The following is a 23,537-nucleotide window of genomic DNA, read 5'->3' on the forward strand; positions in this document are numbered from 1 at the left end:
GGCTTGCGGCGGCCCGGCGCTCGGCACGCCTTCATGGTGCTGCGTACTGCTGCTTGACCCAGTCGCGGTAGGCGCCGCTCTGCACGCGGCTGACCCACTCGGGATGGTCAAGGTACCACTGCACTGTCTTCCTGATGCCAGTGGCAAAGGTCTCGGCCGGGCGCCAGCCCAGTTCCTGCTCGATCTTGCGCGCGTCGATCGCATAACGGCGGTCGTGGCCGGGCCGGTCCTTCACATAGGTGATCAGGCGGGCATAGGGGCCGGCGGGGTCAGGTCTGAACTCATCGAGCAGGGCGCACACCGTCTTGACGATGTCGATATTGGCCATCTCGTTCCAGCCGCCGATGTTGTAGGTCTCGCCCAGGCGGCCGCCGGCCAGCACGGCGCGGATGGCGGCGCAGTGGTCGGTGACGTAGAGCCAGTCGCGAATCTGCTGGCCGTCGCCGTAGACCGGCAGTGGCTTAGCCGCAAGCGCGTTGACGATCATCAGCGGGATCAGCTTTTCGGGGAAGTGATAGGGCCCGTAGTTGTTCGAGCAGTTGGTGGTGACCACCGGCAGCCCATAGGTGTGGTGCCAGGCGCGCACCAGATGGTCGCTGGCGGCCTTGGACGCCGAGTAGGGGCTGTTCGGCTCGTAGGGGTTGGTCTCGGCAAAGGGCGGGTCGCAGGGCTTGAGCGAACCGTAGACCTCGTCGGTCGAGACATGGTGAAAACGAAACGCCGCCTTGGCCGCGTCGTCCATTGCGGTCCAGTAGGCGCGCGCCGCTTCGAGCAGGGTGAACGTGCCCTCGACATTGGTGCGCATGAAGGCGGCCGGGCCACTGATCGAGCGGTCCACATGGCTCTCGGCGGCGAAGTGCACCAGCGCGCGGGGCCGGTGCTCGGCGAGCAGCTTGTCGATCAGCGCGTGGTCGCAGATATCGCCTTGCACAAACACATGGCGCGCGTCGCCGTCCAGCGACTTCAGGTTCTCCAGATTGCCCGCATAGCTGAGCAGATCGAGGTTGACCACGGTCTCGTCGGACTGGCGCAGCCAGTCCAGCACGAAATTGCTGCCGATGAAACCGGCGCCGCCGGTGACCAGAATGCTCATGGGCGGCTTGCCTCCAGCACGAGGGTTACAGACGCCAGACGCGCAAGCCCGCCGCTTCCAGCGCAGCCTGGTCGAACGCGGCCTTGACGTCGATGAACGCGCCGCCGGCCACCAGCTTGTCGCTGATCTCGGCCACGGTGAGTGCCTTATAGCCCTTGTGCGCCACCGCCGCGACGATGGCGTCGGCCTTGGGCAGCTCGGCCCAGCTGACGGTGCGCACGCCGTACTCGTGCACCGCCTCGTCCGGATCGGCATCGGGGTCGGTCACCGTCACCTCAACGCCATAGCTTTGCAGCTCGCGGATGATGTCGATCACCTTGGAGTTGCGCAGATCGGCGCAGTCTTCCTTGAAGGTCAGGCCCAGCACGTTGACGCGGGCGCCCTTGATGGCGCAGCCGGCGGCAATCATCTGCTTGATGGTCTGCTCGGCGACGAACTTGCCCATGCTGTCGTTGATGCGGCGGCCGGCCAGGATGACTTGCGGGTGGTAGCCCAGCATGTCGGCCTTGTGGGTCAGGTAGTAGGGGTCGACGCCGATGCAGTGGCCGCCGACCAGACCCGGCTTGAACTTCAGGAAGTTCCACTTGGTGCCGGCGGCTTCCAGCACCTCGGAGGTGTCCAGGCCGATCTTGTCGAAGATGATGGCCAGCTCGTTCATCAGCGCGATGTTCAGATCGCGCTGGGTGTTCTCGATCACCTTGGCGGCCTCGGCCGTCTTGATGCTGGAGGCGCGGTGCACGCCGGGGACGATGATGCGCTCGTAGAGCTTGGCGACCGCGTCCAGCGTCTCGGGCGTGTCGCCGGAGACGATCTTCAGGATCTTGGTCAGCGTGTGTTCCTTGTCGCCCGGGTTGATGCGCTCGGGGCTGTAGCCGACGAAGAAGTCCTGCTTCCACTTCAGGCCCGATTCACGCTCCAGCACCGGGATGCAGACCTCTTCGGTGGCACCAGGATAGACGGTGCTCTCGTACACGACGATGGCGCCCTTCTTCATGTGGCGGCCGACGCTGGTGGAGGAGCCGATCAGCGGCTTGAAGTCGGGGATGTGGGCTTCGTCGACCGGCGTGGGCACGGCGACGATGATGATGTCGGCCTCGGCCAGCATCTTGGGGTCGGCGGTGTAGACGGCCTGCGTGGCGGCCTGCACCTGCTCATCGCTCAGTTCGCGCGAAGGGTCGGTGCCGCGCTGGCAGGCTTCCACCTTGGACGTCGCGATATCGAAGCCGATGGTGCGCATCTGCTTGCCGAACTCCACCACCAGCGGCAGGCCCACATAGCCCAGGCCGATCACTGCTACCGTCGTTGCCATTGCCGTTTCTCCGTCGATTCGCTTGACGCTCACTGGCGCCCGTAGTTGTCTTCAAAGCGGACGATATCGTCCTCGCCGAGGTAGGAGCCCGATTGCACCTCAATGATTTCCAGCGGTACCCGGCCCGGGTTGGCCAGCCGGTGCACCTGCCCCAAGGGGATGTAGGTGCTCTGGTTCTCGGACAGCAGCAGCACCTTGTCGCCGTTGGTGATCTCGGCGGTGCCGGAGACCACGATCCAATGCTCGGCGCGGTGGTGGTGCATCTGCAGGCTCAGGGAAGCGCCCGGCTTGACCATGATGCGCTTGACCTGGAAGCGTTCGCCCATGTCGATGCTGTCGTACCAGCCCCAGGGGCGGTGGACCTTGCGGTGCAGGTTCTGTTCGCCGCGCTTGCTGGCGTTGAGTTGGTTGACGATCAGCTTGACGTCCTGGCTCTTGCTGCGATCAGCGACGAGCACGGCATCGGGCGTCTCCACCACCACGACGTTATCAAGGCCGACGACACCGACCAGACGGCTGGTCGCATGGACCAGCACATTGCTGCTGTCGGCCAGCAGGGCGTCGCCCTGGGTGGCGTTGCCATGGGCGTCCTTGTCGGCCACCTGCCAGACGGCCTCCCAGGCGCCGAGATCGTTCCAGCCCGCATCCAGGGGCACCATGCGCAGCGCGAACTCGCTGCCGGGGCAGCGCTCCATCACCGCGTAGTCGACCGACTCCGAGGGCACTGCGGCGAACTCGGCCTTGCCCGGGCGGACAAACTTGGCATCCAGCTTGGCCGCGGCAAAGGCCTGCTCGGTGGCAGTGGCGATATCGGGGCGGAAGCGCTGCAAGGCCTTGAGCCAGACACTGGCACGCAGCACGAACATGCCGCTGTTCCAGTAATAGCCGCCGGCATCAAGATAGCGCTGCGCGGTGGCCGCGTCGGGCTTCTCGACGAACTGGGCCACGGCCAGGCCGCGCGCGTCAGCCTCGCTGCGGATATAGCCATAACCGGTTTCGGGCCGGTCTGGCGTGATGCCCAGAATGACGATGCTGCCATCGGCAGCCTCGCGCACCGCCTGTTGCAAGGCTGCCGTGAAGGCGGCCGGCCGGGTGACCGTCTGGTCGGCCGGCGTGACCACCAGCACCGGATCCTGGCCGTCCTTCAGTGCCTGCAGCGCGGCCAGCGTCAATGCTGGAGCGGTGTTGCGGCCCATTGGTTCCAGCAACACGGCGGCTGGATCGGCGCCGGTCTCGCGCAGCTGGTCCAGCACCAGGAAGCGGTGCTCTTCGTTGCCGACGATCAACGGGGCTTGCACTGCAATATCGTCGGCACCCAGGTCTTGCAGCCGTTCGGCGGCCTGCTGGAACAAGCTGCTGTTGCCGGACAGCACGAGGAACTGTTTGGGGAATCCAGCGCGCGACAGCGGCCACAGCCGGGTGCCGCTGCCGCCGGCCATGATGACGGGTTGTGTCGAGATCTTCTTGTCGTTCACGTTACTTCGTCCCCCAGGGACCTCTCTGAAAAAATGTTGTGAGCCGAAGCTTCAGGCCTTGAACCCGTCAGGATTCAGGCTTTGCCAGCGCCAGCTGTCCTCACACATGCGCTGCAGATCGTGCCTGGCCTGCCAGCCGAGCTTGTCGCGGGCCAGGGCCGGGTCGGCGTAGCAGGCGGCCACGTCGCCGGGGCGGCGCGGCACGATGCGATAGGGCACCGGGCGGCCGCTGGCCGCCTCATAGGCGCGCACGACATCGAGCACGCTGTAGCCACGGCCAGTGCCGAGGTTGACGGTGATGGACTCGCTGCCGCCGAGCAGGAATCGAAGTGCCGCGACATGGCCCTCGGCCAGATCGCAGACATGGATGTAGTCACGCACGCCGGTGCCATCGGGTGTGTCGTAGTCGTCGCCAAAGACCTGCAGCGCTTCGCGCCGGCCAACGGCCACCTGGGCCACATAGGGCATCAGATTGTTGGGAATGCCGCGCGGGTCTTCGCCGATCTGGCCGCTCTCATGGGCGCCGACCGGGTTGAAGTAGCGCAGGCAGGCCGTCTGCCACAACGGGTCGGCCGCGCCGAGGTCGCGCAGAATGGTCTCGCCCATCAGCTTGGTCGCCCCATAGGGGTTGACCGCCGACAGCGCCGCATCTTCGGTCAGCGGCAGCCGTTCGGGCTGGCCATAGACAGTGGCGCTGGAGCTGAACACGATGCGCTTGCAGCCATGGGCCTGCATGGTTTGCAGCGTGCTGACCAGGCCGCCGATATTGTTGGCGTAGTAGTCCAGCGGCTTGGCGGTGGATTCGCCGACCGCCTTGAAGGCGGCGAAGTGGACGACGGCGTCGGGCTGGTGGCGGGCGAAGACGGCATCCAGGGCTGTGCGGTCGCAGACATCGGCCTGTTCAAACACCGGTGTCTGGCCGCTCAAGCGTGCAAGGCGTTCGAGCACCAGCGGCGAGCTGTTGCTGAAATTGTCGAGGCCGACGACCTCATAACCGGCCGATTGCAGGGCCAGCCAGGTATGCGAAGCGATATAGCCGGCGGCGCCGGTGAGCAGAACGGTGGGCATCTCAGGCAGTCTTAGCGCAGCATGTATTGGCCGGTGCAGCCCATGCTGTTGGCCGAGTAGGGCAGGGTGTAGGGGCTGATCGGCTGGGCCTGGCCCAAGCTGCGCTCATCATGCGTGTACTGGCAGCTCAGCAGCGCATTGCGGGTGGCGCTCCAGTTCAGGCCGACGCGCCAGCTGGTCAAGGTGTCACTGCCGGCCACGCTGTTGACGCCGAAGCTGTTGCGCTGATCACGCTTGGCGACTGCATAAGAGGCCGTCAAACCGATCTTGGCGCTCATCGCGTAGTCGGCGCCCAGGCGCACTCGATTGGTGACGCGGTTGTAGTCGATCTCGTTGCCGAATGGCGAGCCATTGACCGGCGTGCTGTCCAGCCCGGTCTCACGCGACAGCGTCGTGTTGAAGCCCAACTTGGGCAGCGCCTGCCACTGCCAGACCAGGGAGCCGGTGGTGCCGCTGAAACTGCCGCTACCGGCCTCACTGTGGGTGGCGCGGCCAAAGCTCAGCCGTGCTGACAGACTGGACAGTGCCGATGGCTGCCAATTGGCAGTCAGGTCGAGATCCTTGCGGCGAACGCGATCGACGACATAGCTGCCGCCAACCAGACGGTAGTTGGGGTAGCTGCCACGGGTCAGTCGCCCATAGCTGCCCAAGCTCAGCGAGGGGCTGGAGCGATAGACCAGGCCAACAGCCGCGTCGTTCTGCTCATAGTTGTAGGGCAGATACTCGCTGGCGCTATAGCGGCTGGTGTAGTGATTGGCTCGCGCTTCGAGGCTGAGCTGGCCAGCCAGACCATAGCGTGCAGACGCCCCTGCGCGCTTGGTGGTCAGCACGTTCTTGATCGTCAGGCTGGGCTTGTCGCCCCCTGGATTGAACTCGGCCAGCGACTTGCTGCCCCCGGCAGTCAAGGTGCCGCCAAGTTTGTCGAAGGCCGACCAGTCCAGCCCACTGTCGAGCTGGTAGGCGGTGTTGTTCAACAGGCTGTTGTGGCGGTAGCGGTTGGCATTCAGGCTCAGATTGCCGTAGATCCGCTGGCGGCCATAGCGTTGGTCGATGCCGGCCAGCAGGCTGCCGGTCGTGACCCAGTCGTTATTCGCGGGTTGTGCACTGTCCAGCCGGTAGACGTTGGCCACACGGGTCAGGCCCAGCGAGGTGCCGACGTAGTAAGGGCTGCTCTCAGCGTGGGCGCCGCTGCCGAACAGGCCCGCCAGCAGCAGGGCGATCAGGGGGCGGGCGGGTGTGCTGGCCAGAGCCATGGCTTGTCCTTGATTTGTACTTGTGTGCGGTGTCATCACATCGGTGCGCTGGGCAGCATGCGGCTCAGTAGGCATGACGATCGAACAGCACCAGCCGCACCGTTCTGACGATGATCTGCAGATCCAGCCCCAGGGACCAGTTGCGCAGGTATTCCAGATCGTATTCGACCCGGGCTTTCATCTTGTCTATCGTGTCGGTTTCGCCACGCAGGCCGTTGACCTGGGCCCAGCCGGTGATGCCCGGTTTGACCTTGTGGCGAACCATATAGGCCTTGATCAGCTTGCGGTATTCCTCATTGTGGGCAACCGCGTGCGGGCGCGGGCCGACGATGCTCATCCGGCCTTGCAGCACATTGATGAACTGCGGCAACTCATCGAGCGAGGTGCGGCGGATGAAGGCGCCGAACGGCGTGATGCGCGGATCGCCCTTGGTGGCCTGCTTGACGACAGCGCCGTTGTCCATCGCCCGCATCGAGCGGAACTTGTAGACGATGATTTCCTCGCCATCGAGGCCGTTGCGTCGCTGTTTGAAAATGATCGGGCCGGGAGAGCTGAGCTTCACGCCGATGGCGATGGCGGCCAGGATGGGCGAGATCAGCACCAGGATGATGCTGGCCAGCACCACATCGCTGATCCGTTTGACCAATTCGTTGGTGCCGGTGAATGGCGTTTCGCAGATGCCCACCACGGGCACGCCATTCATGTCCTGCAGCCGGCCCTGGATGATGCTGATGCCGAACACATCGGGCACGAAGAACAGCGAGGCCGTCGTGCCCTGCACCTGTTCCAGCAACTGCACGATGCGCGGCTGCGAGCCCAGCGGCAGCGTGATGTAGACCTCGCGCACATTGTGTTGGCGGACATAGTCACTCAGTTCGCTGAGCATGCCGACCAGCTTGTCGCGGGCCTGCGGATCGAGGCGATCATCTTGGCGATCGTCGAAGAAGCCGAGGAAATCGACGCTGTTGGCACCGTGGGCACGCAGTGCGCGCTGCACCTTCACGCCCAGCGGGCCGGCGCCCACGATCACGGCGGTGCGCCGCGAGGCCGGGTGAGCCTCGCGCCAGCGCAGGATGCGTCGGCCAATCTCCACTGCGGCCCATTGAGCCAGCGGGGTGAGGATGGCCCACCAGAAAATCACATGGTCTTCGAAGTAGCCCAGGCTGTTGGTCGCATAGGCGAACATGCCCAGGATGGCCAGCAGGATGACCCAGGAGCTGATGATGTCGATGGCCGCACTGACCGGGTGATCGGAAAAGCGGTTGCGACCCGGGAAGGTCAGCGCAAACACCAACAGGCACAGGGTGTAGGTGGAACGCAGCACCGGCTCGTCGAAGTAGGCATTGACCGCCAGGTAGACCAGCACGATCAGGCTGGGCTCCAGGAACGCGGCGATCAGTGATTGAACCGACTGCGGGGCGCTGTAAAACGTTCTCTTGTAACTGCGGTCCTCAAACATTGTCCGTTGGCTCCAAAAGGCCTGTTTTCTTCTCAGTGGCCGAACTTGCGGCGCACAGGCCCGCACTCCCTCTCTCAGGCACGAAGCGGCGATTCTCGCCTAATTCGCGGGTAACTAAACGTCACGGTCCGTCCCTGGCTGTCCCTAGATTAAGCAAGATCCGTGACAGCGATGCGCCTGGAGAGGCGGTTTGCAATGTCTTTGACCTGCGACCTGCCCAAAGCCCGCGTGGCCGGACAGGCCTGCCTACAATCGCCGCATGCTGCAAGATTGGTCACAACTGTTGGCGCCGGCGGTGCAGGAACGTATCTGCCTGCTGCTGAACCACGTCATTTCCCGCGAGACCTTGGCCATGGCCAAGTTGAAGCCGCATGCCGGGCGCGCCGTTGTGGTGCATCTGGCCGGCTGGCCGGCGCTGCTACCCAGGGCGCCGGACCTCGTCCTGGCAATCACACCGGCCGGGCTGCTGGAGCGGCAGGAAGTCTCGCCGGCCGAGGCCATGCGCATCGAGGTCGATGCGAGCAACCCGGCCGCCATGGCGCTGGCCGCGCTCAGTGGCGAGCGGCCGCGGGTCAGCGTGCAGGGTGACGCCGCGTTGGCCGGCGACCTCAACTGGCTGATCGAGCATCTGCGCTGGGATGTGGCCGACGACCTGGCCAAGATCGTCGGCCCGGCGCCGGCGCACCAGCTGGTGCGCTGGGGCGGCGCCATCGCCTCGGGGTTGGCGGTGCTGGCGCGCAGCGCGGCCTCGCTGGTGCCCGGTGGGCGCGCTGGCGCATGAGGTACTTCGCGCGGCTCTTCGTCATCCTCTGGACGATTTACCGTTTCGGTCTCGACGAGCTCGCGCTGTCGGGCTTCCGGCGGCGGCGTTTCCGCCTTTTGCGCCGCGCCATCACGCTGGGGCGCCAATGGGAGCAGCCGCGTGGCGTGCGTCTGCGCCTGGCGCTGGAGCAGCTTGGCCCCATCTTCGTCAAGTTCGGTCAGGTGCTGTCGACCCGGCGCGATCTGGTGCCGCTGGACATCGTCGAGGAACTGGCCAAGCTGCAGGACGCGGTGCCGCCGTTCCCGGCCGCGCAGTCGCGCGCCCTGGTGGAAAAGGCCTTCGGCCGCAGCATCGAGCAGCTGTTCGCCACCTTTGATGCCGAGCCGGTCGCCAGCGCCTCGATTGCCCAGGTTCACTTTGCGACGTTGAAGAGCGGCCGCGAGGTGGCGGTCAAGGTGCTGCGGCCCGGCATGCTCGACGTGATCGATGACGATATGGCCCTGCTGCGCCTGCTGGCCGGCTGGGTCGAGCGGCTGTCGGCCGACGGCCGGCGGCTCAAGCCGCGCGAGGTCGTCGCCGAGTTCGACACCTATCTGCATGACGAACTGGACCTCGTCCGCGAGGCCGCCAATGCCGCCCAGCTGCGCCGCAATATGGACGGCCTCGATCTGGTGCTGGTGCCCGAGATGATCTGGGAGCTGTGCACCAGCGAGGTGATCGTGATGCAGCGCATGAGCGGCGTGCCGATTTCACAGGTGCAGCGACTGAAGGATGCCGGCGTTGACATCCCCAAGCTGGCCCGCGACGGCGTGACCATCTTCTTCACCCAGGTTTTCCGCGACGGCTTCTTTCACGCCGATATGCACCCGGGCAATATCCAGGTCAGCCTGGACCCGGCGACCTTCGGCCGCTATATCGCGCTGGACTTCGGCATCATCGGCACGCTGACCGACAACGACAAGGAATACCTGGCGCAGAACTTCATCGCCTTCTTTCAGCGCGACTACAAGCGTGTGGCGCAGTTGCATATCGAGTCGGGCTGGGTGCCGGCGGGCACACGGGTCGACGAGCTGGAGAGCGCGGTGCGGGCCGTCTGTGAGCCGCATTTCGATCGGCCATTGAAGGACATCTCCTTGGGCCAGGTGCTGATGCGGCTGTTCCAGACTTCGCGCCGCTTCAACGTCGAGATCCAGCCGCAGCTGGTGCTCTTGCAAAAGACACTGCTCAATGTCGAAGGCCTCGGCCGTCAGCTCGACCCGGAGCTGGACCTGTGGGCCACCGCCAAGCCTTTCCTTGAGCGCTGGATGAACGAGCAGGTGGGCTGGCGCGCGCTGCTGATCCAGATGAAGAAGGAAGCGCCGCGCTTTGCACAGATCTTCCCCGAGCTGCCGCGGCTGCTGCACGACAGCCTGAAGCGCCAGGCCGCCGGCCATGACGACGCGGCCTTGCGCGCGCTGATCCGTGAGCAGCGCAGTACCAACCGCCTGCTGCAGGCGCTGCTGTTCGGCCTGATTGGCTTCACCTTGGGTTTGGTGGTCACTCACCTGTACCTGCAGCTGCACTGAGGCTGTTGCCATTGCCTCAAAAAGCGGCAATGGCCTGGGGTAGCTCTGGCTTGCCCCGCCGCCTTTTGCGCATAAGCTCGCGCGATGCGTTGGCTCGCCCGGACCCTCTTCCTCGCTGCCCTTGGGCTGGCGCTGGGCATGCTGGCGCCGCTGGCGCGTGCTGGCGGTGCGTTGCAAAGCCTGCGCTTCGAGCACCTGGGCCCCGAACAAACCGGCGTGCAGGCCACGCTGATGAGCGCCCAGCAGGACAGCCGCGGCCTGATGTGGCTGGGCACCAGCGAGGGCCTGCTGCGCTACGACGGACGGCGCGGCAAGCTGTTTCCGTCTGATCTGGCCAATCCCGCGTCGCTGAGCCATCCGGCGGTGCGGGCGATGCTGCTCCTGCCCGACGAGCGCATGCTCCTGGGCACCGAGCGCGGGCTGGACGAGATCGATCTGCACACCGAGCGGGTACGCCGCCATGGCCTGCCGGGCGAGCGCCATATGCGCGAGCGCTATGTGCTCGGCCTGCAGCCGGCCGGCGCGGGCAAGGTCTGGGTGCTGACGCCGATCAATCTGCTTCAGTTCGACACCGCCCAGCGGCGTTTTCGCGACATGCCGCTGCCGCCCCTGCAAACAGCGGTGGCCGGCCGGCCGGCGCAGCTGTGGGCGATGCGTGGCGACGGCCTCGGCGGCATCTGGTTGGCCGCCGGCCAGGAGCTCCTGCATCTGGATGGCAGCGGGCACCCGCTGCAGCGCTGGCCGCTGCAGGCGTTTGACAGCGCCGCTCCCGGCGTGCGTGACCTGACGCTGGACCGTGAGGGCCATGTCTGGCTGGGCACCAACAGCGGCGTGCGGGTCGTCGAGGCGGCCAGCGGACGCCAGCTGGACTGGTCGCAGCGCCTGGGTCTGCCGGCCCTGATGATCCACACGATGTTCACCGACCACGCCGGCTCGGTCTGGATAGGCAGCGGTGGTGCCGGCCTGTGGCGCTGGCGGCCGGGCAGCACGGCGGCCGAGCAGTTCATTCGCCATCCCGCCTTGCCGGACAGCATCGGCGCGCGCGCGCCGGCGTCCATCAATCAGGATCGCAGCGGCGTGCTCTGGGTTGGCGCCTGGGATGGCACGATCTCCCTGGTCGATCTGGACAGCGGCGGCTTCCACAGCTACCGCTCGGTCTTCGGCGAGGCCGACAGCCTGTCGTCCGACGGCGTCATGGCGGTGCAGGCCGAGGGCACCGAGCATGCCTGGGCGGCCACCTACGGCGGCGGGCTGAACCGGGTTCATCTGGCCAGCGGCCGCACCGAGCGGATCGGCAAGGATCAGCTGCCCATGCCGTATCAAAAAGCGCTGATGCTGCAAGCCGGGCGCGGGCTCTGGGTGGGCGGTGACGGCGGCATCTTTCTGCTCGAACTGCCGGGCCGGCGCGTGCGCCGCATCGACCTGGCCGGTGCCACCGGCGGGGGCACCTCGATCAGCTCGTTTGCGCTCGACGGCCGCGGCAATGTCTGGGCCGGCAGTGCCGGTGGCGTCTACCGGATCGCGCCGGACGGCCAGCTGCGGCGCTTTCGGCGCGAGGCCGGCCGGATCGGTTCCCTCAGCAACGAGGTGGTCGACTGCCTGCTTGCCGATGCCGAGGGCCGGCTGTGGGCGGGCAGCAAGGGCGGGCTGCAGCTCTGGGATGAGCGGCTGCAAGGCTTTGTGCAGCCGGTACTGCCCAGCGCCGACCTCAGCCAGCCAGCCGACCTGATTGTTTTTGCGCTGCGCCAGGATGCGCGCGGGCAGATCTGGGTGGGCTCGCAGCAGGGGCTGTACCAGTTGCTGCCAGCGGTCGGACAGTCCGAGGGCTGGCAGCTGAAGGCCTGGAACAAGCTGCCCGGCATGCCGCGCGGCTGGATCCATGGTCTCGAAAACGCCCCCGACGGCTCGCTGTGGATGGCCTCGTCCGAGGGCCTGAGCCGGCTCGATCCGAACCGGCAAAGCCTGCACAGCTATGCGGCACGTTCGGGGCATTTTCCGGGCAATTTCGTCCAGGGCGCCAGCCATGCCGGGCCCGACGGCAGCTTGCTCTATGGTGGTGAGGGCCTGCTGCACTTCAAGCCCACCGAGCTGCGCGACAACGCCACGCCGCCGCCGCTGGTGCTGGCCGATATCCGCATCTTCAATCGCTCGATGCTGGACGGCAGCACCGATGCGCTGCCCGCCGGCGGCGCCGCCAGCAGCCTGAAGGCCTTGGGCATCGAGGGCCCGCTGGCGCAGGCTCGCTCGCTGCGGCTGAGTCATCGCGAGGCCATGGTCAGCTTTGATCTGCGGGCACTGCACTACTACAGCCCCAAGCAGATCCGCTACGCCTGGCGCCTGGCCGGCTTCGACCCCGATTGGATTCATGGCCCGCCCGGGGAGGGCCTGGCCACCTACACCAACCTCGATCCCGGCCATTACCGGCTGCTCGCCAAGGCTGCCAACCCCGATGGCCGCTGGAGCGAGCCGCAGCTGCTGCTGGAGATCGAGGTGTTGCCGCCTTGGTGGCGCAGTGGCTGGCTGCGGCTGCTGCTGGCGATGGCCTTGCTGCTGCTGCTGGGGACGGCATGGCGGCTGCGCTTGCGCAGCCTTCAACGCGAACAGCTGCGGCTGGAACAACAGGTTGAAAAGCGCACGGCGGAAGTGCAGGCGCAGCGCCAGCAGATTGCCACGCTCAGCGACATCGGTCGCGAATTGACCGCGTCGCTCGACGTGGCGGCCATTCACCACACGCTGAACGCCCATGTCGAGGCGCTGATGCCTGCGACGATTTTTGGCGTCGGCCTGCTGCGCCGCGACGAGGGCGTGATCGAGTTCGACTACGTGCTGGACCGCGGCCGCCCCTGCAAGCCCTACCGCCGCAGCCTGGCCGCCACTGAGCAGCCGGCGGCGCGCTGCGTCAACCACGATGAATCGCTGATCTTGAGCAGCTTTGCCCACGACAACCGCCAGCTCGATGCCCGGGTGCGCGAGCGCGAAGGCGGCCAGCAGGTCGAGCTGCTCGATGGCGGCGAACCCAGCCAGGCCGGCTCGGGCCTCTACGTGCCACTGCGCCTGAAGGGTCAGGTGATCGGTGTGATCAGCGTGCTCAGCGAGCAGGCCGATGCCTATACCCAGACCCATCTGGACATGCTGCAGACGCTGGGTGCCTATGCGGCAGTGGCGCTGGACAATGCCGACGCCTACCGCCAGCTGAAGCAGACGCAGACCCAGCTGTTCGCCCAGGAGAAGCTCGCCGCCTTGGGCTCGCTGGTGGCCGGCGTGGCCCATGAGCTGAACACGCCCTTGGGTAACAGCCTGCTGGCGGCCAGCACCTTGCACGACAGCACCCTGCGTTTTGCCGCCGCCTTCGAGGCCGGCGCCCTGCGCCGCTCGGAGCTGCAGGCTTTCTGCGAGATGGCGCGCGGCAGCACCGACCTACTCTTGCGCGGGCTCAGCAGCGCGACCAGCCTGGTGGCCAGCTTCAAGCAACTGGCGGTGGACCAGACTTCGGAGCGACGCCGCGAGTTCGATCTGCGCCAGCTCTGCGAGGAAGTGGCGCTGAGCCTGATCAACCGGCTGCGCAAGGACAGCCATGAGCTGCGCCTGGAACTGCCTGCAGGCCTGCTGTTGGACAGCTATCCCGGTCCGCTGGGGCAGGTGCTGAGCAATCTGGTGCTGAACGCGCTGACCCACGGTTTTGAGGGGCGCCAGGGCGGCGTGATTCGTATCGATGCCGAGCGCCTGCCGGGCGATCAGCTGCGCTTGCGCTTCGCAGATGACGGCTGCGGCATCCCGGAGCAGCATCTCTCGCGCGTCTTCGATCCCTTCTTCACCACCAAGCTGGGCAGTGGCGGCAGCGGCCTGGGTCTGCATCTTTGCTACACCATCGTGCACTCGATGCTGGGGGGTGAGATTTCGGTCAGCAGCGCACCAGGACAGGGCGCGGTGTTTGAACTGCTGCTGCCCTTGGTGGCGCCGCGCCAGGCCGAGCACCAGCCGCCCGCTTGAGGGATGGCCCTGGGCGCGGGCTCGCCCATGCTCAACGATAATGCGCCGGTTTTTGCGGCTGCCCAGCGGGCGTGTCGCCCCGCCCCCTCTCTTGGCTCACCTCGCCCCGGCTGACGGCCGGCGCCGCTGACATGAACATCACGCTGATCGTCTTTGTCGTGCTCTATCTGCTGGGCACCTTGGCCCTTGGGGTCTGGGCCGGTACCCGGATCAAGAACACCAGCGATTTCGCCATCGCCGGGCGCAGCCTGCCACTGGCGATGGTGATCACGACGACGTTTGCGACCTGGTTTGGTGCCGAGACGGTGATGGGCATTCCGGCCAAGTTCGTCCAGGGCGGGCTCAATGCCATCGTTGAAGACCCGTTTGGCGCCGGCACCTGCCTGATCCTGGTCGGCGCCTTCTTCGCCACCAAGCTGTACCGCCAAAACCTGCTGACCATCGGCGATTTTTACCGCCAGCGCTATGGCAAGGGCGTCGAGGTGTTCTGCTCCGGCGCCATCATCCTCAGCTATCTGGGCTGGGTGGCGGCGCAGATCACCGCACTGGGCCTGGTCTTCTCGGTGCTGACCAACGGCGCGATGAGCGAGACCGCCGGCATGATCGTCGGCACGCTGGCCGTGCTGATCTATGTGGTGATCGGTGGCTTCCTGGCCGTGGCCTGGACCGACTTCATCCAGATGATCGTGCTGGTGATTGGCCTGTCGGTCATCGCCGTGTTCTCGGCCGATCTGGCCGGTGGCGCAGATCAGGTGCTGGCGCTGGCGCAGAGCAAGGACTTGTTCCGCTTCATGCCCGAGCCCAGCTTCACCGAGGTGGCCATGTTCATCGGCGCTGCCGTGACCATGATGCTGGGCAGCATCCCGCAGCAGGATGTGTTTCAGCGCGTCATGTCGGCCAAGGATGAAAAGACGGCGCGCAATGGCGCCATCATCGGCGGCGTCAGCTACATCCTGTTTGCGGCGGTGCCAATGTTCATCGTCGCCAGTGCCGTCGTGGTGATGGGCCAGCAGGCGCTGGATATCGCCAAGGACGACTATCAGAAGCTGCTGCCCACCTTTGTGCTGACCAAGATGCCGCTGCTGATGCAGATCCTGTTCTTTGGCGCGCTGCTGTCGGCGATCAAGAGCACCTCGTCGGCCACGCTGCTGGCGCCTTCGACCAGCTTCGTCGAGAACATCCTGAAGAATCTGCGGCCGCGCATGGGCGACCGCCAGCAGCTGCTGGCCATGCGCCTGACCATCATCATCTTCGCCGCCCTGGTGCTGGCCTACGCGATCGCGATGCGCGGCACCTCGATCTACGAGCTGGTGTCCTCGGCCTACCAGGTGACCCTGGTGGGCGCCTTCGTGCCCCTGGTCTGCGGGCTGTACTGGAGCCGCGCCACCACCCAGGGGGCGATCTTCTCGCTGCTGGCCGGCATCGGCGTGTGGATCGCCTTCCTGCCCCAGGTCAGCCTGTTTGGTGAGCTGTTCCCCGGCCAGCTGGCCGGCCTGCTGGCCGGCTTCGCCGGCATGGTCGTCGGCTCGCTGGCGCCGCAGTGGCTGAAAAACCGCCATGAGCACAAGCGTCATGTGACCGGCCTGCCCGACGAGGCCTCGGCTTGAAAACGCGCCATATGCCCTGAAATCTGGCCTCGGGCCACGGTGTGGCCCATCTGGCCAGGGCTGAGAGCGCTCTCACCCCTATAATTTCGCCTTTTTGATCAACAGCTTAGACAACCATGCCGATCTACGCCTACCGCTGTGGTTCCTGCGGTCATGCCAAGGATGTGCTGCAAAAGCTTTCTGACGCCCCGCTGCAGACCTGCCCGGCTTGCGGTGCCGACACGTTCCAGAAGCAGATCACCGCAGCCGGCTTCCAGTTGAAGGGCTCGGGCTGGTACGCCACCGATTTCAAGGGTGGCGCCGGCGCCACCGCAGCGCCTGCCGTGGCCAGTGCCGCCGGCGAGGCCAGTGCTTCATCCAGCAGCAGCGAAAGCAGCAGTGCTGCCGCCAGCGGCTCCACGCCTTGCGGCGGTTCCTGCGCCTGCCATTGAAGGCAGTGCCACAACAAGGATCTCAGTGAGAAAGTACATCATCGCCGGCCTGCTGGTCTGGCTGCCGCTTGCGATCACCATCTGGGTCTTGAACCAGGTGCTGGGCGTCGTCAACGGCGTGTTCCACTCGCTGCTGGATGCCTTGACCGTGTTGTCGCCCGCCTCGCTGCACGACGGCATTGCCGGCCTGCGCGATGTGCCGGGCCTGGGTCTGATCATCCTGGTCAGTGGCTTGCTGCTGACCGGCATGTTCGTGGCCAACATCTTTGGCCAGTGGTGGTTGCGCCAGTGGGACCGCCTGCTGTCCAGCATCCCCATCGTCAAGAGCATCTACAGCTCGGTCAAGCAGGTCTCGGACACGCTGTTCTCCAGCAGCGGCAATGCCTTCCGCGAGGCCGTGCTGGTGCAGTACCCGCACCAGGGCTCCTGGACCATCGCCTTCGTGACCGGTGCGCCCAGCGGCGAGGTCGCTCAGCACTTTGAGAGCGAGCATGTCAGCCTCTACGTGCCGACGACGCCCAACCCGACCTCGGGCTTCTTCCTGATGATGCCGCGCAGCAGCATCAAGCCGCTGCAAATGAGCGTGGACGAAGCACTGAAGTACATCATTTCCATGGGCGTGGTGGCCCCGCATGGCGAAGCCGAGACGGCGGCTGCCGGCGGCACGCTGACGGCCAGCAACGACGAGCGAAATTGACCGGGTTGAGCACCCGGCAAGTGCTCAACCCTGAGGCCGGCTTGCGATTGAAACCCCGCGAACCGGCCCGCCAGCGCCTCACAGACAAGACCTGACCCCATGACCTGCCGCCCCCGAGGGCGCGGCGGGCCAAGACCAAGAATTCGGAGAACCTTTATGCGTACCTGCTATGCCGGCCAAGTCAGCGAAAAGCTGCTCGATCAAACCGTCACCCTGATGGGCTGGGCCCATCGTCGCCGCGACCACGGCGGCGTCATCTTCATCGATCTGCGCGACCGCGAAGGCCTGGTGCAGATCGTCTGCGACCCGGATCGCGCGGAGATGTTCAAGATCGCTGAGGACGTGCGCAACGAGTTCTGCCTGAAGATCGTCGGCAAGGTACGCGGCCGTCCGGCCGGTACCGAAAACGCCAACCTGACCAGCGGCAAGATCGAGATCCTCTGCCATGAGCTCGAAGTGCTGAACCCCTCGGTCACGCCGCCGTTCCAGCTCGACGACGAGAACCTGTCCGAAACCACGCGCCTGACCCATCGCGTGCTGGACCTGCGCCGCCCGTACATGCAGAACAACCTGATGCTGCGCTACCGCGTGGCGATGGAAGCGCGCAAGTTCCTCGACGAGCATGGCTTCATCGACATCGAGACGCCGATGCTGACCAAGAGCACGCCCGAAGGCGCGCGCGACTACCTGGTGCCCAGCCGCGTTCACGACGGCACCTTCTTCGCGCTGCCGCAATCGCCCCAGCTGTTCAAGCAGCTGCTGATGGTGGCCGGCTACGACCGCTACTACCAGATCACCAAGTGCTTCCGCGACGAAGACCTGCGTGCCGATCGCCAGCCCGAATTCACCCAGATCGATATTGAGACGAGCTTCCTGACCGAGCAGGAAATTCGCGACATGTTCGAGGGCATGATCCGCCACGTCTTCATGAAGGCGCTGAACGTCGACTTGGGCGCTTACCCGGTGATGAAGTACGCCGATGCGATGCATCTGTACGGTTCGGACAAGCCCGATTTGCGCGTCAAGCTGCAGTTCACCGAGCTGACCGACGTGATGGCCGATGTCGACTTCAAGGTCTTCTCGGCCCCGGCAACGACGCCGGGCGGTCGCGTCGTCGCACTGCGCGTCCCCGGCGGCGGCGGCATGAGCCGCGGCGAGATCGACGCCTACACCGAGTTCGTCAAGATATACGGTGCCAAGGGCCTGGCCTGGATCAAGGTCAATGAAGTGGCCAAGGGCCGCGAAGGTCTGCAGTCGCCCATCGTCAAGAACCTGCACGATGCCGCGATTGCCGAGATCCTGAAGCGCACCGAAGCGAAGGACGGCGACATCCTCTTCTTCGGCGCCGACAAGGCCAAGATCGTCAACGACGCCATCGGCGGCCTGCGCCTGAAGATCGGCCACAGCGAGTTCGCCAAGGCCAGCGGCCTGTTCGAAGACCGCTGGGCACCGCTGTGGGTGGTCGACTTCCCGATGTTCGAGCACGATGAAGAGAACGACCGCTGGGCGGCCGTTCACCATCCCTTCACTGCGCCCAAGGACGGCCATGAGGACCTGATGGTCAGCGATCCGGGCAAGTGCATTGCCAAGGCCTACGACATGGTGCTGAACGGCTGGGAACTCGGCGGCGGCTCGATCCGTATCCACCGTGCCGAGGTGCAGAGCAAGGTGTTCGACGCGCTGAAGATCAGCAAGGAAGACGCCCAGGTCAAGTTCGGCTTCCTGCTGGACGCGCTGCAGTACGGCGCGCCCCCGCACGGTGGCCTGGCCTTCGGCCTGGATCGCCTGGTCACGCTGATGACCAAGGCCGAGTCCATCCGCGACGTGATCGCCTTCCCCAAGACCCAGCGCGCCCAGTGCCTGCTGACCGGCGCACCGTCCAATGTCGACGAAAAGCAGCTGCGCGAGCTGCACATCCGCCTGCGCAATGCCGCGCCGGCCGCTGGCGCCTGATGCCGGCGCAAGCCGCACACCAGCAAGGGCAGCTTCGGCTGCCCTTTTTTATTGCCTGTTTCAAATCGTAGGGGAGTGAAAGCAAATGAAAACTGAACGGCGACGGCATGGGCTCGGCCTGGCCTTGACGACATTGGCACTGGTCAGTGGCTGCAGCAAGCAGGGCGCACAGCTCGGCGAAGGCAGCTCCGAGATCACCGGCTCGGCCGGTGCGGCCGGGGCGCACAAGGCCAGCCGCGAGCTGCTCAAATGCGAGGCGCCAGTGGCGACGCTGGCCCTGGTCGAGAACAGCAGCGGCTACACGGTGGCCAGCAGCTACAACCTGCCCAGCTCGCCGGTGCCGCTGATCCGCCTGCTGGCCCAGCAGAGTGGCTGCTTCCGCGTGGTCGATCGCGCGGCCGGGCTGAAGGCAACGATCAAGGAGCAGGAACTCAAGGACGCCGGCATCCTGCGCAAGGAAGGCAGCACCGTGCACAAGGGCAAGGGCTATGAGGCGCAGTACAGCCTGACGCCCAGCCTGAGCTTCAGCGAGCAGAACGCCGGCCGTGAGGTCGGCGGCCTGATGGCCAAGATCCCGGTGCTGAACAAGTTCGTCGCCGCGGCCGAGCAGGTCAAGCTGAAGGAGGCGCAGGTGGCGCTGCTGCTGACGGATAACGAAACCACCGAGCAGATCGCCGCCGCCACCGGTTCGGTGCGCGTCACCGATCTGGGCATGGGTGGCCTGGTGCTGGGCAAGCTCGGCGGCGGCAGCGGCGCCGGCTGGGCCAATAGCAATGAAGGCAAGGTCATTGCCGCCGCGTTTCTGGATGCCCACAACAAGCTGGTGGTGCAGGTGCGCGAGCTGATGGCCAAGGACTTGCCGCCGCCGGTGGCGACGAAGAGCGCCAAAGGCTGAGTTCGCGGCCCGCGCCGGTCGCACCAAGCAGCGGGCCTGCCGCCGTGGGCCTGGGCTATGCTTGCCGGATGACTGCGACACAAGCGGAGCCGACCCTGGCGCGGCCCTACAAGATTCCCGAATCGGTGCTGGTGGTGATCCATACACCGCAGCTTGAAGTGCTGATGATGGAGCGGGCCGATCGGCCCGGCTTCTGGCAGTGCGTCACCGGCTCCAAGGATGCGCTCGATGAGCCGCTGATGGCCACGGCAGTGCGTGAAGTGGCCGAAGAGACTGGCATCGTCGTTGGCCTGCCGGACCTGCCGCTCAGCAGTCTGCGCGACTGGCAGCTGGCCAACGTCTACGAGATCTATCCGGTCTGGCGGCATCGCTATGCACCGGGCGTGACGCACAACACCGAGCATGTCTTCGGCCTGACCGTGCCCGCCGGCACGCCGGTGCGGCTGGCGCCGCGCGAGCATCTGCAGTACCGCTGGCTGCCCTGGCGCGAAGCCGCCGATCTGTGTTTTTCACCGTCCAATGCCGAGGCCGTGCTGCAGCTGCCGCGCTTCACAGCAGAAGGGCAGGGCGGTTGATGCGCAGCGGCTTTCGACACAGCAGTCAGTGGAGCGCCAGTGCCTTTGCCGCCAAGCGCCTGCGTGTGGCCACCTACAACATCCACAAGGGCGTGCGCGGCGTCGGGCCGGGCAAGCGGCTAGAGATCCACAACCTCGGCCTCGGCGTCAAGGCGCTGGATGCCGATCTGGTCTTTCTGCAGGAAGTGCGCCACTTCCATCACCGCGACGCGCAGGACTTTGACCACACCTTCTTTGGCTGGCCCGACCAGGGGCAGGCCGAATTCCTCGCCCCCGAGGGCTATGGCGTGGCCTACCGCACCAATGCCGTCACGCGCCATGGCGAGCATGGCAATGCGCTCCTGTCGCGCTGGCCGCTCGGCGATGTCGACCATCACGATGTGTCTGACCACCGCTTCGAGCAACGCGGCATCCTGCATGTGCGGGTGCAGTGGCAGGGCCATGAGGTGCATGCGCTGGTCGCTCACCTGGGCCTGATGCACAGCAGCCGGGTGCGCCAGGTACAGCGTCTGGGCGACTACATTGCCAGCGCCGTGCCGGCTGACGCCTTGCTGGTCGTGGCCGGCGATTTCAACGACTGGGGTGAGCGGCTTGATGAGCCGATGGCCGCCAGCGGCCTGTGCCGGGCCGAGCCGCCCAGCGGCAGGAAACGCCCGGCCACTTTTCCCTCGCGGGTGCCGGTGTTCTCGCTGGACCGCATCTACACCCGCGGCCTCAGTTGCATGCAAGTGCAGGTGCCGCGCGGGCCGAACTGGGCACGGATGTCTGATCATCTGCCCTTCATCGCTGAGTTTGAGCTGAGCTGACTGTGACGGGCGCCGCCGAGCAGACCCACTGGCTGAGCTGGCACGCGGTGCCGCGGCCCAGCTTCAGCGGCGGCAACGAGCTGCAGCTGCTGCGCGGCGGCGACCAGCTCTTCCCCGCCCAGGCCGAGGCGATTGCCAAGGCCCATCACGAGGTCTGGCTGGCCACTTACATCTTTCATGATGATGAGGCCGGCCAGGCGCTGGTCGCTCAGCTGTGCGCGGCAGCGGCGCGCGGTGTGCGGGTACGCCTGGTCGTCGATGGCTTCGGCTCCAAGGCCAGCCTGGACTGGCTGTGCCGTCAATTTGCCGGCACCGGGGTGGCGATGGCGGTGTTCCGGCCGATCGACCGTTGGTGGCGCTGGCTGCAGCCGGGCCAGCTGCGGCGCTTGCATCAGAAGCTTTGCGTCGTCGATGGCGAGCGAGCCTTTGTCGGCGGCATCAACATCATCGGCGACCGGATGGACCTGAACCATGGTGCCACCGACACGCCGCGGCTGGACTACGCGGTGGGTCTGCGTGGCCCCATCGTTGCGCCGATCGCGCAGGCCGCCCGTGCCGTCTGGACGCGCGCCTGGCTGGGTCGCGATTTCGGCGAAGAGTTGCTGGCCCTGGTGCGCAGCCCCGAGCCGGTGGCGCGGCTGCGTCGCCTGGCGCAGCGCCTGCGCATGCCGCGGCTGAACCGGCGCGAGCCATTCGGGCAAGACCTGGCCCCGGTGCACGCTGCCTTTGTGCTGCGCGACAACCTGCGCCAGCGCCGCACCATCGAACGCGCCTATGTCGAGGCGATACGCCATGCCCGCCATAGCGTCGACCTGATCACGCCGTACTTCTACCCCGGCCACGCCTTTCGCCGCGCGCTGCGCAGCGCTGCCCAGCGCGGCGTGCGCGTGCGCCTGCTGTTGCAGGGCAAGGTGGACTACCGGATCGCCGCCATGGCCGCCCGTGCGCTGTATGCCGAACTGTTGGCCCAGGGCGTGCTGATCTGGGAATACACCCCAGCCTATCTGCACGCCAAGATTGCCGTCGTCGACGGCCAGTGGGCGACGGTGGGCAGTTCCAATATCGACCCGCTCTCGCTGCTGCTCAACCTGGAAGCCAACGTGATCGTCAGCGACGCGGGCTTCGCCAGCGAGCTCGCTGCGGAGTTCGAGGCCGCGCTGGCCGTCTCCAGCGCGGTCGAGTCGCGCCACTGGGGCGGTAGCGGCCTGCGCGGCGTACTCAGCCGCGCGCTGGTGGCCTGGCTGGCCCACGTCTATCTGCGCGTGGCGGGGGCGACGGGGCGCTACTGACAGCATGCGCGCGAGGGACGCCGCGCGCCGACGGCGGCTTGAGTTGACGGTTTGCGGATTAATGCATAGCATGCTACATATCGTGATATGTAAATACTGTCGCTATGCAAGACGTCGTCAAGGATCTGGGCTTTCTGACACTGGGCACACGCTTCAAACGCATTGGTGAGCTGCTCCAGGCGCAGACACAGGCGCTGCTGGCGCAGGGGGAACTGCACCTGCCTGCCGCCCATTTCCCATTGCTGGCCGCGCTGGATCGCCTGGGGCCGCTGGCTGTCAGTGAACTGAGCGAGGCGGTCGGCGTCAGCCAGCCGGTGGTCAGCCGCTCCCTGCTCGGCTTGCAGGCGGCGGGCTTGGTCGAGTCCGAGGGGCTGCCCGGTGATCGCCGCGTGCGCCAGATTCGACTCAGTCAGCAGGGCCAGCAGTTGGTGCAAGGTGCCAAACAACAGCTGTGGCCCGCGATCGAGGCGGCCGTGGCCGAGGCCTGCCAGGCCTTGCAGGGGCCGTTGCTGGAACAACTCGCTGCTCTGGAGGCGGCGCTGGCGCACAAGCCGCTGCCGCAACGCGCGGCCGAAGCCAGGTCCAGATCAATCAAGCCCGCGCGCAGGAGGGCCGCATGACGAAGGCCCTCGACAGGCCCGTCTGGGCCAGCCTGCTTCATCGGCCGGACCTCTCCGAGGGGGGCGGCTTGGCCAGGCGCTATCGGCGCGATGTCAATCTGTTTGCCTCGGCCCGCGATGACAGCAAGGCCAGTCAGCGCGCACTTGCGGCCTTGGTCGGGGACGGCGAGTCGCTCTATGTGCTGCAGGTGCCTGAGATCCAGGTGCCGGACGGTTTGACGGCGCTGCGTGTCGCGCAAGGCGTGCAGATGATCGCTGCGCGGGCGGTCGCGGCGCCCGACGATGCCGGCGATTTCGTTGAACTCGGCGACGCTGATGCGCCGGAGATGCTCGCGCTGGCGCGCTTGACCGAGCCGGGGCCCTTCCTGGCGCGCACGCACCACATGGGCCGCTTTGTCGGCATTCGCGTTGCCGGCCGACTGGCCGCGATGGCCGGTGAACGGATGGGTTTTCCTGGCTACGCCGAAGTCAGCGGCGTCTGCACCCATCCCGAGCATCGTGGCCGAGGTCTGGCGCGCCAGCTTTCGGCGCGGATTGCGCACGACATCCAGCGCCGCGGTGAGCAGGCCTTTCTGCATGCCTGGGCAAGCAATCAGGCTGCTATCGCCCTGTATCAAAGTCTGGGTTTCGAGCACAGAGCAGCGGTACAGGTGGCGGTGTTGGGCCGCTCGACACCGAAGCGCTGAGCG

19 protein-coding genes are annotated in these 23,537 nt (G+C 66.2%); 13 read left to right on the forward strand and 6 right to left on the reverse strand.

Annotated features, from left to right (window positions below):
- Nucleotides 1-31 precede the first annotated feature (31 nt).
- The 6 genes from rfbB to RQP53_RS18840 all read right to left on the reverse strand — a co-directional run bounded on the left by rfbB (nt 32) and on the right by RQP53_RS18840 (nt 7,657).
- The gene (rfbB, locus tag RQP53_RS18815; protein WP_315652215.1) at nt 32-1,093 is read right to left on the reverse strand and encodes a dTDP-glucose 4,6-dehydratase; all 1,062 of its coding nucleotides are present in this window, start codon (nt 1,091-1,093) and stop codon (nt 32-34) included.
- Nucleotides 1,094-1,118: 25 nt separating this feature from the next.
- On the reverse strand, nt 1,119-2,402 hold the full coding sequence (locus tag RQP53_RS18820; RefSeq protein ID WP_315652216.1) for a nucleotide sugar dehydrogenase: 1,284 nt from the start codon (nt 2,400-2,402) through the stop codon (nt 1,119-1,121).
- Nucleotides 2,403-2,431: 29 nt separating this feature from the next.
- Nucleotides 2,432-3,841, reverse strand: a complete 1,410-nt coding sequence (locus tag RQP53_RS18825) for a mannose-1-phosphate guanylyltransferase/mannose-6-phosphate isomerase (RefSeq protein WP_315652262.1) — start codon at nt 3,839-3,841, stop codon at nt 2,432-2,434.
- A gap of 87 nt (nt 3,842-3,928) precedes the next feature.
- Nucleotides 3,929-4,945: a UDP-glucose 4-epimerase GalE gene (galE, locus tag RQP53_RS18830; protein WP_315652217.1), complete on the reverse strand. Its 1,017-nt coding sequence runs from the start codon at nt 4,943-4,945 to the stop codon at nt 3,929-3,931.
- An 11-nt stretch (nt 4,946-4,956) separates the two neighbouring features.
- Nucleotides 4,957-6,198, reverse strand: a complete 1,242-nt coding sequence (locus RQP53_RS18835) for a porin family protein (protein ID WP_315652218.1) — start codon at nt 6,196-6,198, stop codon at nt 4,957-4,959.
- A 64-nt stretch (nt 6,199-6,262) separates the two neighbouring features.
- Nucleotides 6,263-7,657 carry an undecaprenyl-phosphate glucose phosphotransferase gene (locus RQP53_RS18840; protein WP_315652219.1) on the reverse strand — a complete coding sequence of 465 codons (1,395 nt, stop codon included), beginning with the start codon at nt 7,655-7,657 and terminating at the stop codon, nt 6,263-6,265.
- Between the two features lie 259 nt (nt 7,658-7,916).
- Between RQP53_RS18840 and RQP53_RS18845 the strand changes: the two genes are divergently transcribed.
- From RQP53_RS18845 to RQP53_RS18905, 13 genes are all read left to right on the forward strand, one after another.
- Nucleotides 7,917-8,438 carry a hypothetical protein gene (locus RQP53_RS18845; RefSeq protein ID WP_315652220.1) on the forward strand — a complete coding sequence of 174 codons (522 nt, stop codon included), beginning with the start codon at nt 7,917-7,919 and terminating at the stop codon, nt 8,436-8,438.
- Nucleotides 8,435-9,985: a ubiquinone biosynthesis regulatory protein kinase UbiB gene (gene ubiB, locus RQP53_RS18850; protein WP_315652221.1), complete on the forward strand. Its 1,551-nt coding sequence runs from the start codon at nt 8,435-8,437 to the stop codon at nt 9,983-9,985. The genes RQP53_RS18845 and ubiB overlap by 4 nt, the downstream gene beginning before the upstream one ends.
- Nucleotides 9,986-10,069: 84 nt before the next feature.
- Nucleotides 10,070-13,975: an ATP-binding protein gene (locus RQP53_RS18855; RefSeq protein WP_315652222.1), complete on the forward strand. Its 3,906-nt coding sequence runs from the start codon at nt 10,070-10,072 to the stop codon at nt 13,973-13,975.
- Nucleotides 13,976-14,106: 131 nt separating this feature from the next.
- Complete coding sequence (locus RQP53_RS18860) at nt 14,107-15,582, forward strand: high affinity choline transporter 1 (RefSeq protein WP_315652223.1); 1,476 nt, start codon at nt 14,107-14,109, stop codon at nt 15,580-15,582.
- A gap of 116 nt (nt 15,583-15,698) precedes the next feature.
- Nucleotides 15,699-16,013, forward strand: coding sequence for an FmdB family zinc ribbon protein (locus RQP53_RS18865; protein ID WP_315652224.1), 315 nt, complete (start codon nt 15,699-15,701; stop codon nt 16,011-16,013).
- A 25-nt stretch (nt 16,014-16,038) separates the two neighbouring features.
- A complete protein-coding gene (locus RQP53_RS18870) occupies nt 16,039-16,710 on the forward strand; it encodes a DUF502 domain-containing protein (protein WP_315652225.1) in 672 nt (223 codons plus the stop codon).
- Between the two features lie 156 nt (nt 16,711-16,866).
- The gene (aspS, locus tag RQP53_RS18875) at nt 16,867-18,663 is read left to right on the forward strand and encodes an aspartate--tRNA ligase (RefSeq protein ID WP_315652226.1); all 1,797 of its coding nucleotides are present in this window, start codon (nt 16,867-16,869) and stop codon (nt 18,661-18,663) included.
- Between the two features lie 85 nt (nt 18,664-18,748).
- Nucleotides 18,749-19,558, forward strand: a complete 810-nt coding sequence (locus RQP53_RS18880) for a CsgG/HfaB family protein (RefSeq protein WP_315652227.1) — start codon at nt 18,749-18,751, stop codon at nt 19,556-19,558.
- A gap of 68 nt (nt 19,559-19,626) precedes the next feature.
- The gene (gene nudB / locus RQP53_RS18885; RefSeq protein ID WP_315652228.1) at nt 19,627-20,133 is read left to right on the forward strand and encodes a dihydroneopterin triphosphate diphosphatase; all 507 of its coding nucleotides are present in this window, start codon (nt 19,627-19,629) and stop codon (nt 20,131-20,133) included.
- Nucleotides 20,133-20,939, forward strand: coding sequence for an endonuclease/exonuclease/phosphatase family protein (locus tag RQP53_RS18890; RefSeq protein WP_315652229.1), 807 nt, complete (start codon nt 20,133-20,135; stop codon nt 20,937-20,939). Before nudB ends, RQP53_RS18890 begins: the two co-directional genes overlap by 1 nt.
- Before the next feature lie 2 nt (nt 20,940-20,941).
- Nucleotides 20,942-22,228 (forward strand): cardiolipin synthase ClsB, encoded by a 1,287-nt coding sequence (gene clsB, locus RQP53_RS18895; RefSeq protein WP_315652230.1) that lies wholly within the window; start codon nt 20,942-20,944, stop codon nt 22,226-22,228.
- 104 nt (nt 22,229-22,332) lie between these two features.
- Entirely contained in the window at nt 22,333-22,848 is a 516-nt protein-coding gene (locus RQP53_RS18900) for a MarR family winged helix-turn-helix transcriptional regulator (RefSeq protein WP_315652231.1), read from the forward strand.
- Complete coding sequence (locus RQP53_RS18905) at nt 22,845-23,534, forward strand: GNAT family N-acetyltransferase (RefSeq protein WP_315652232.1); 690 nt, start codon at nt 22,845-22,847, stop codon at nt 23,532-23,534. The genes RQP53_RS18900 and RQP53_RS18905 overlap by 4 nt, the downstream gene beginning before the upstream one ends.
- Nucleotides 23,535-23,537: the final 3 nt, after the last annotated feature.

It is taken from the genome of Roseateles aquae (genome assembly GCF_032337115.1).
In the GTDB taxonomy this organism is placed as follows: domain Bacteria; phylum Pseudomonadota; class Gammaproteobacteria; order Burkholderiales; family Burkholderiaceae_C; genus Roseateles_C; species Roseateles_C aquae.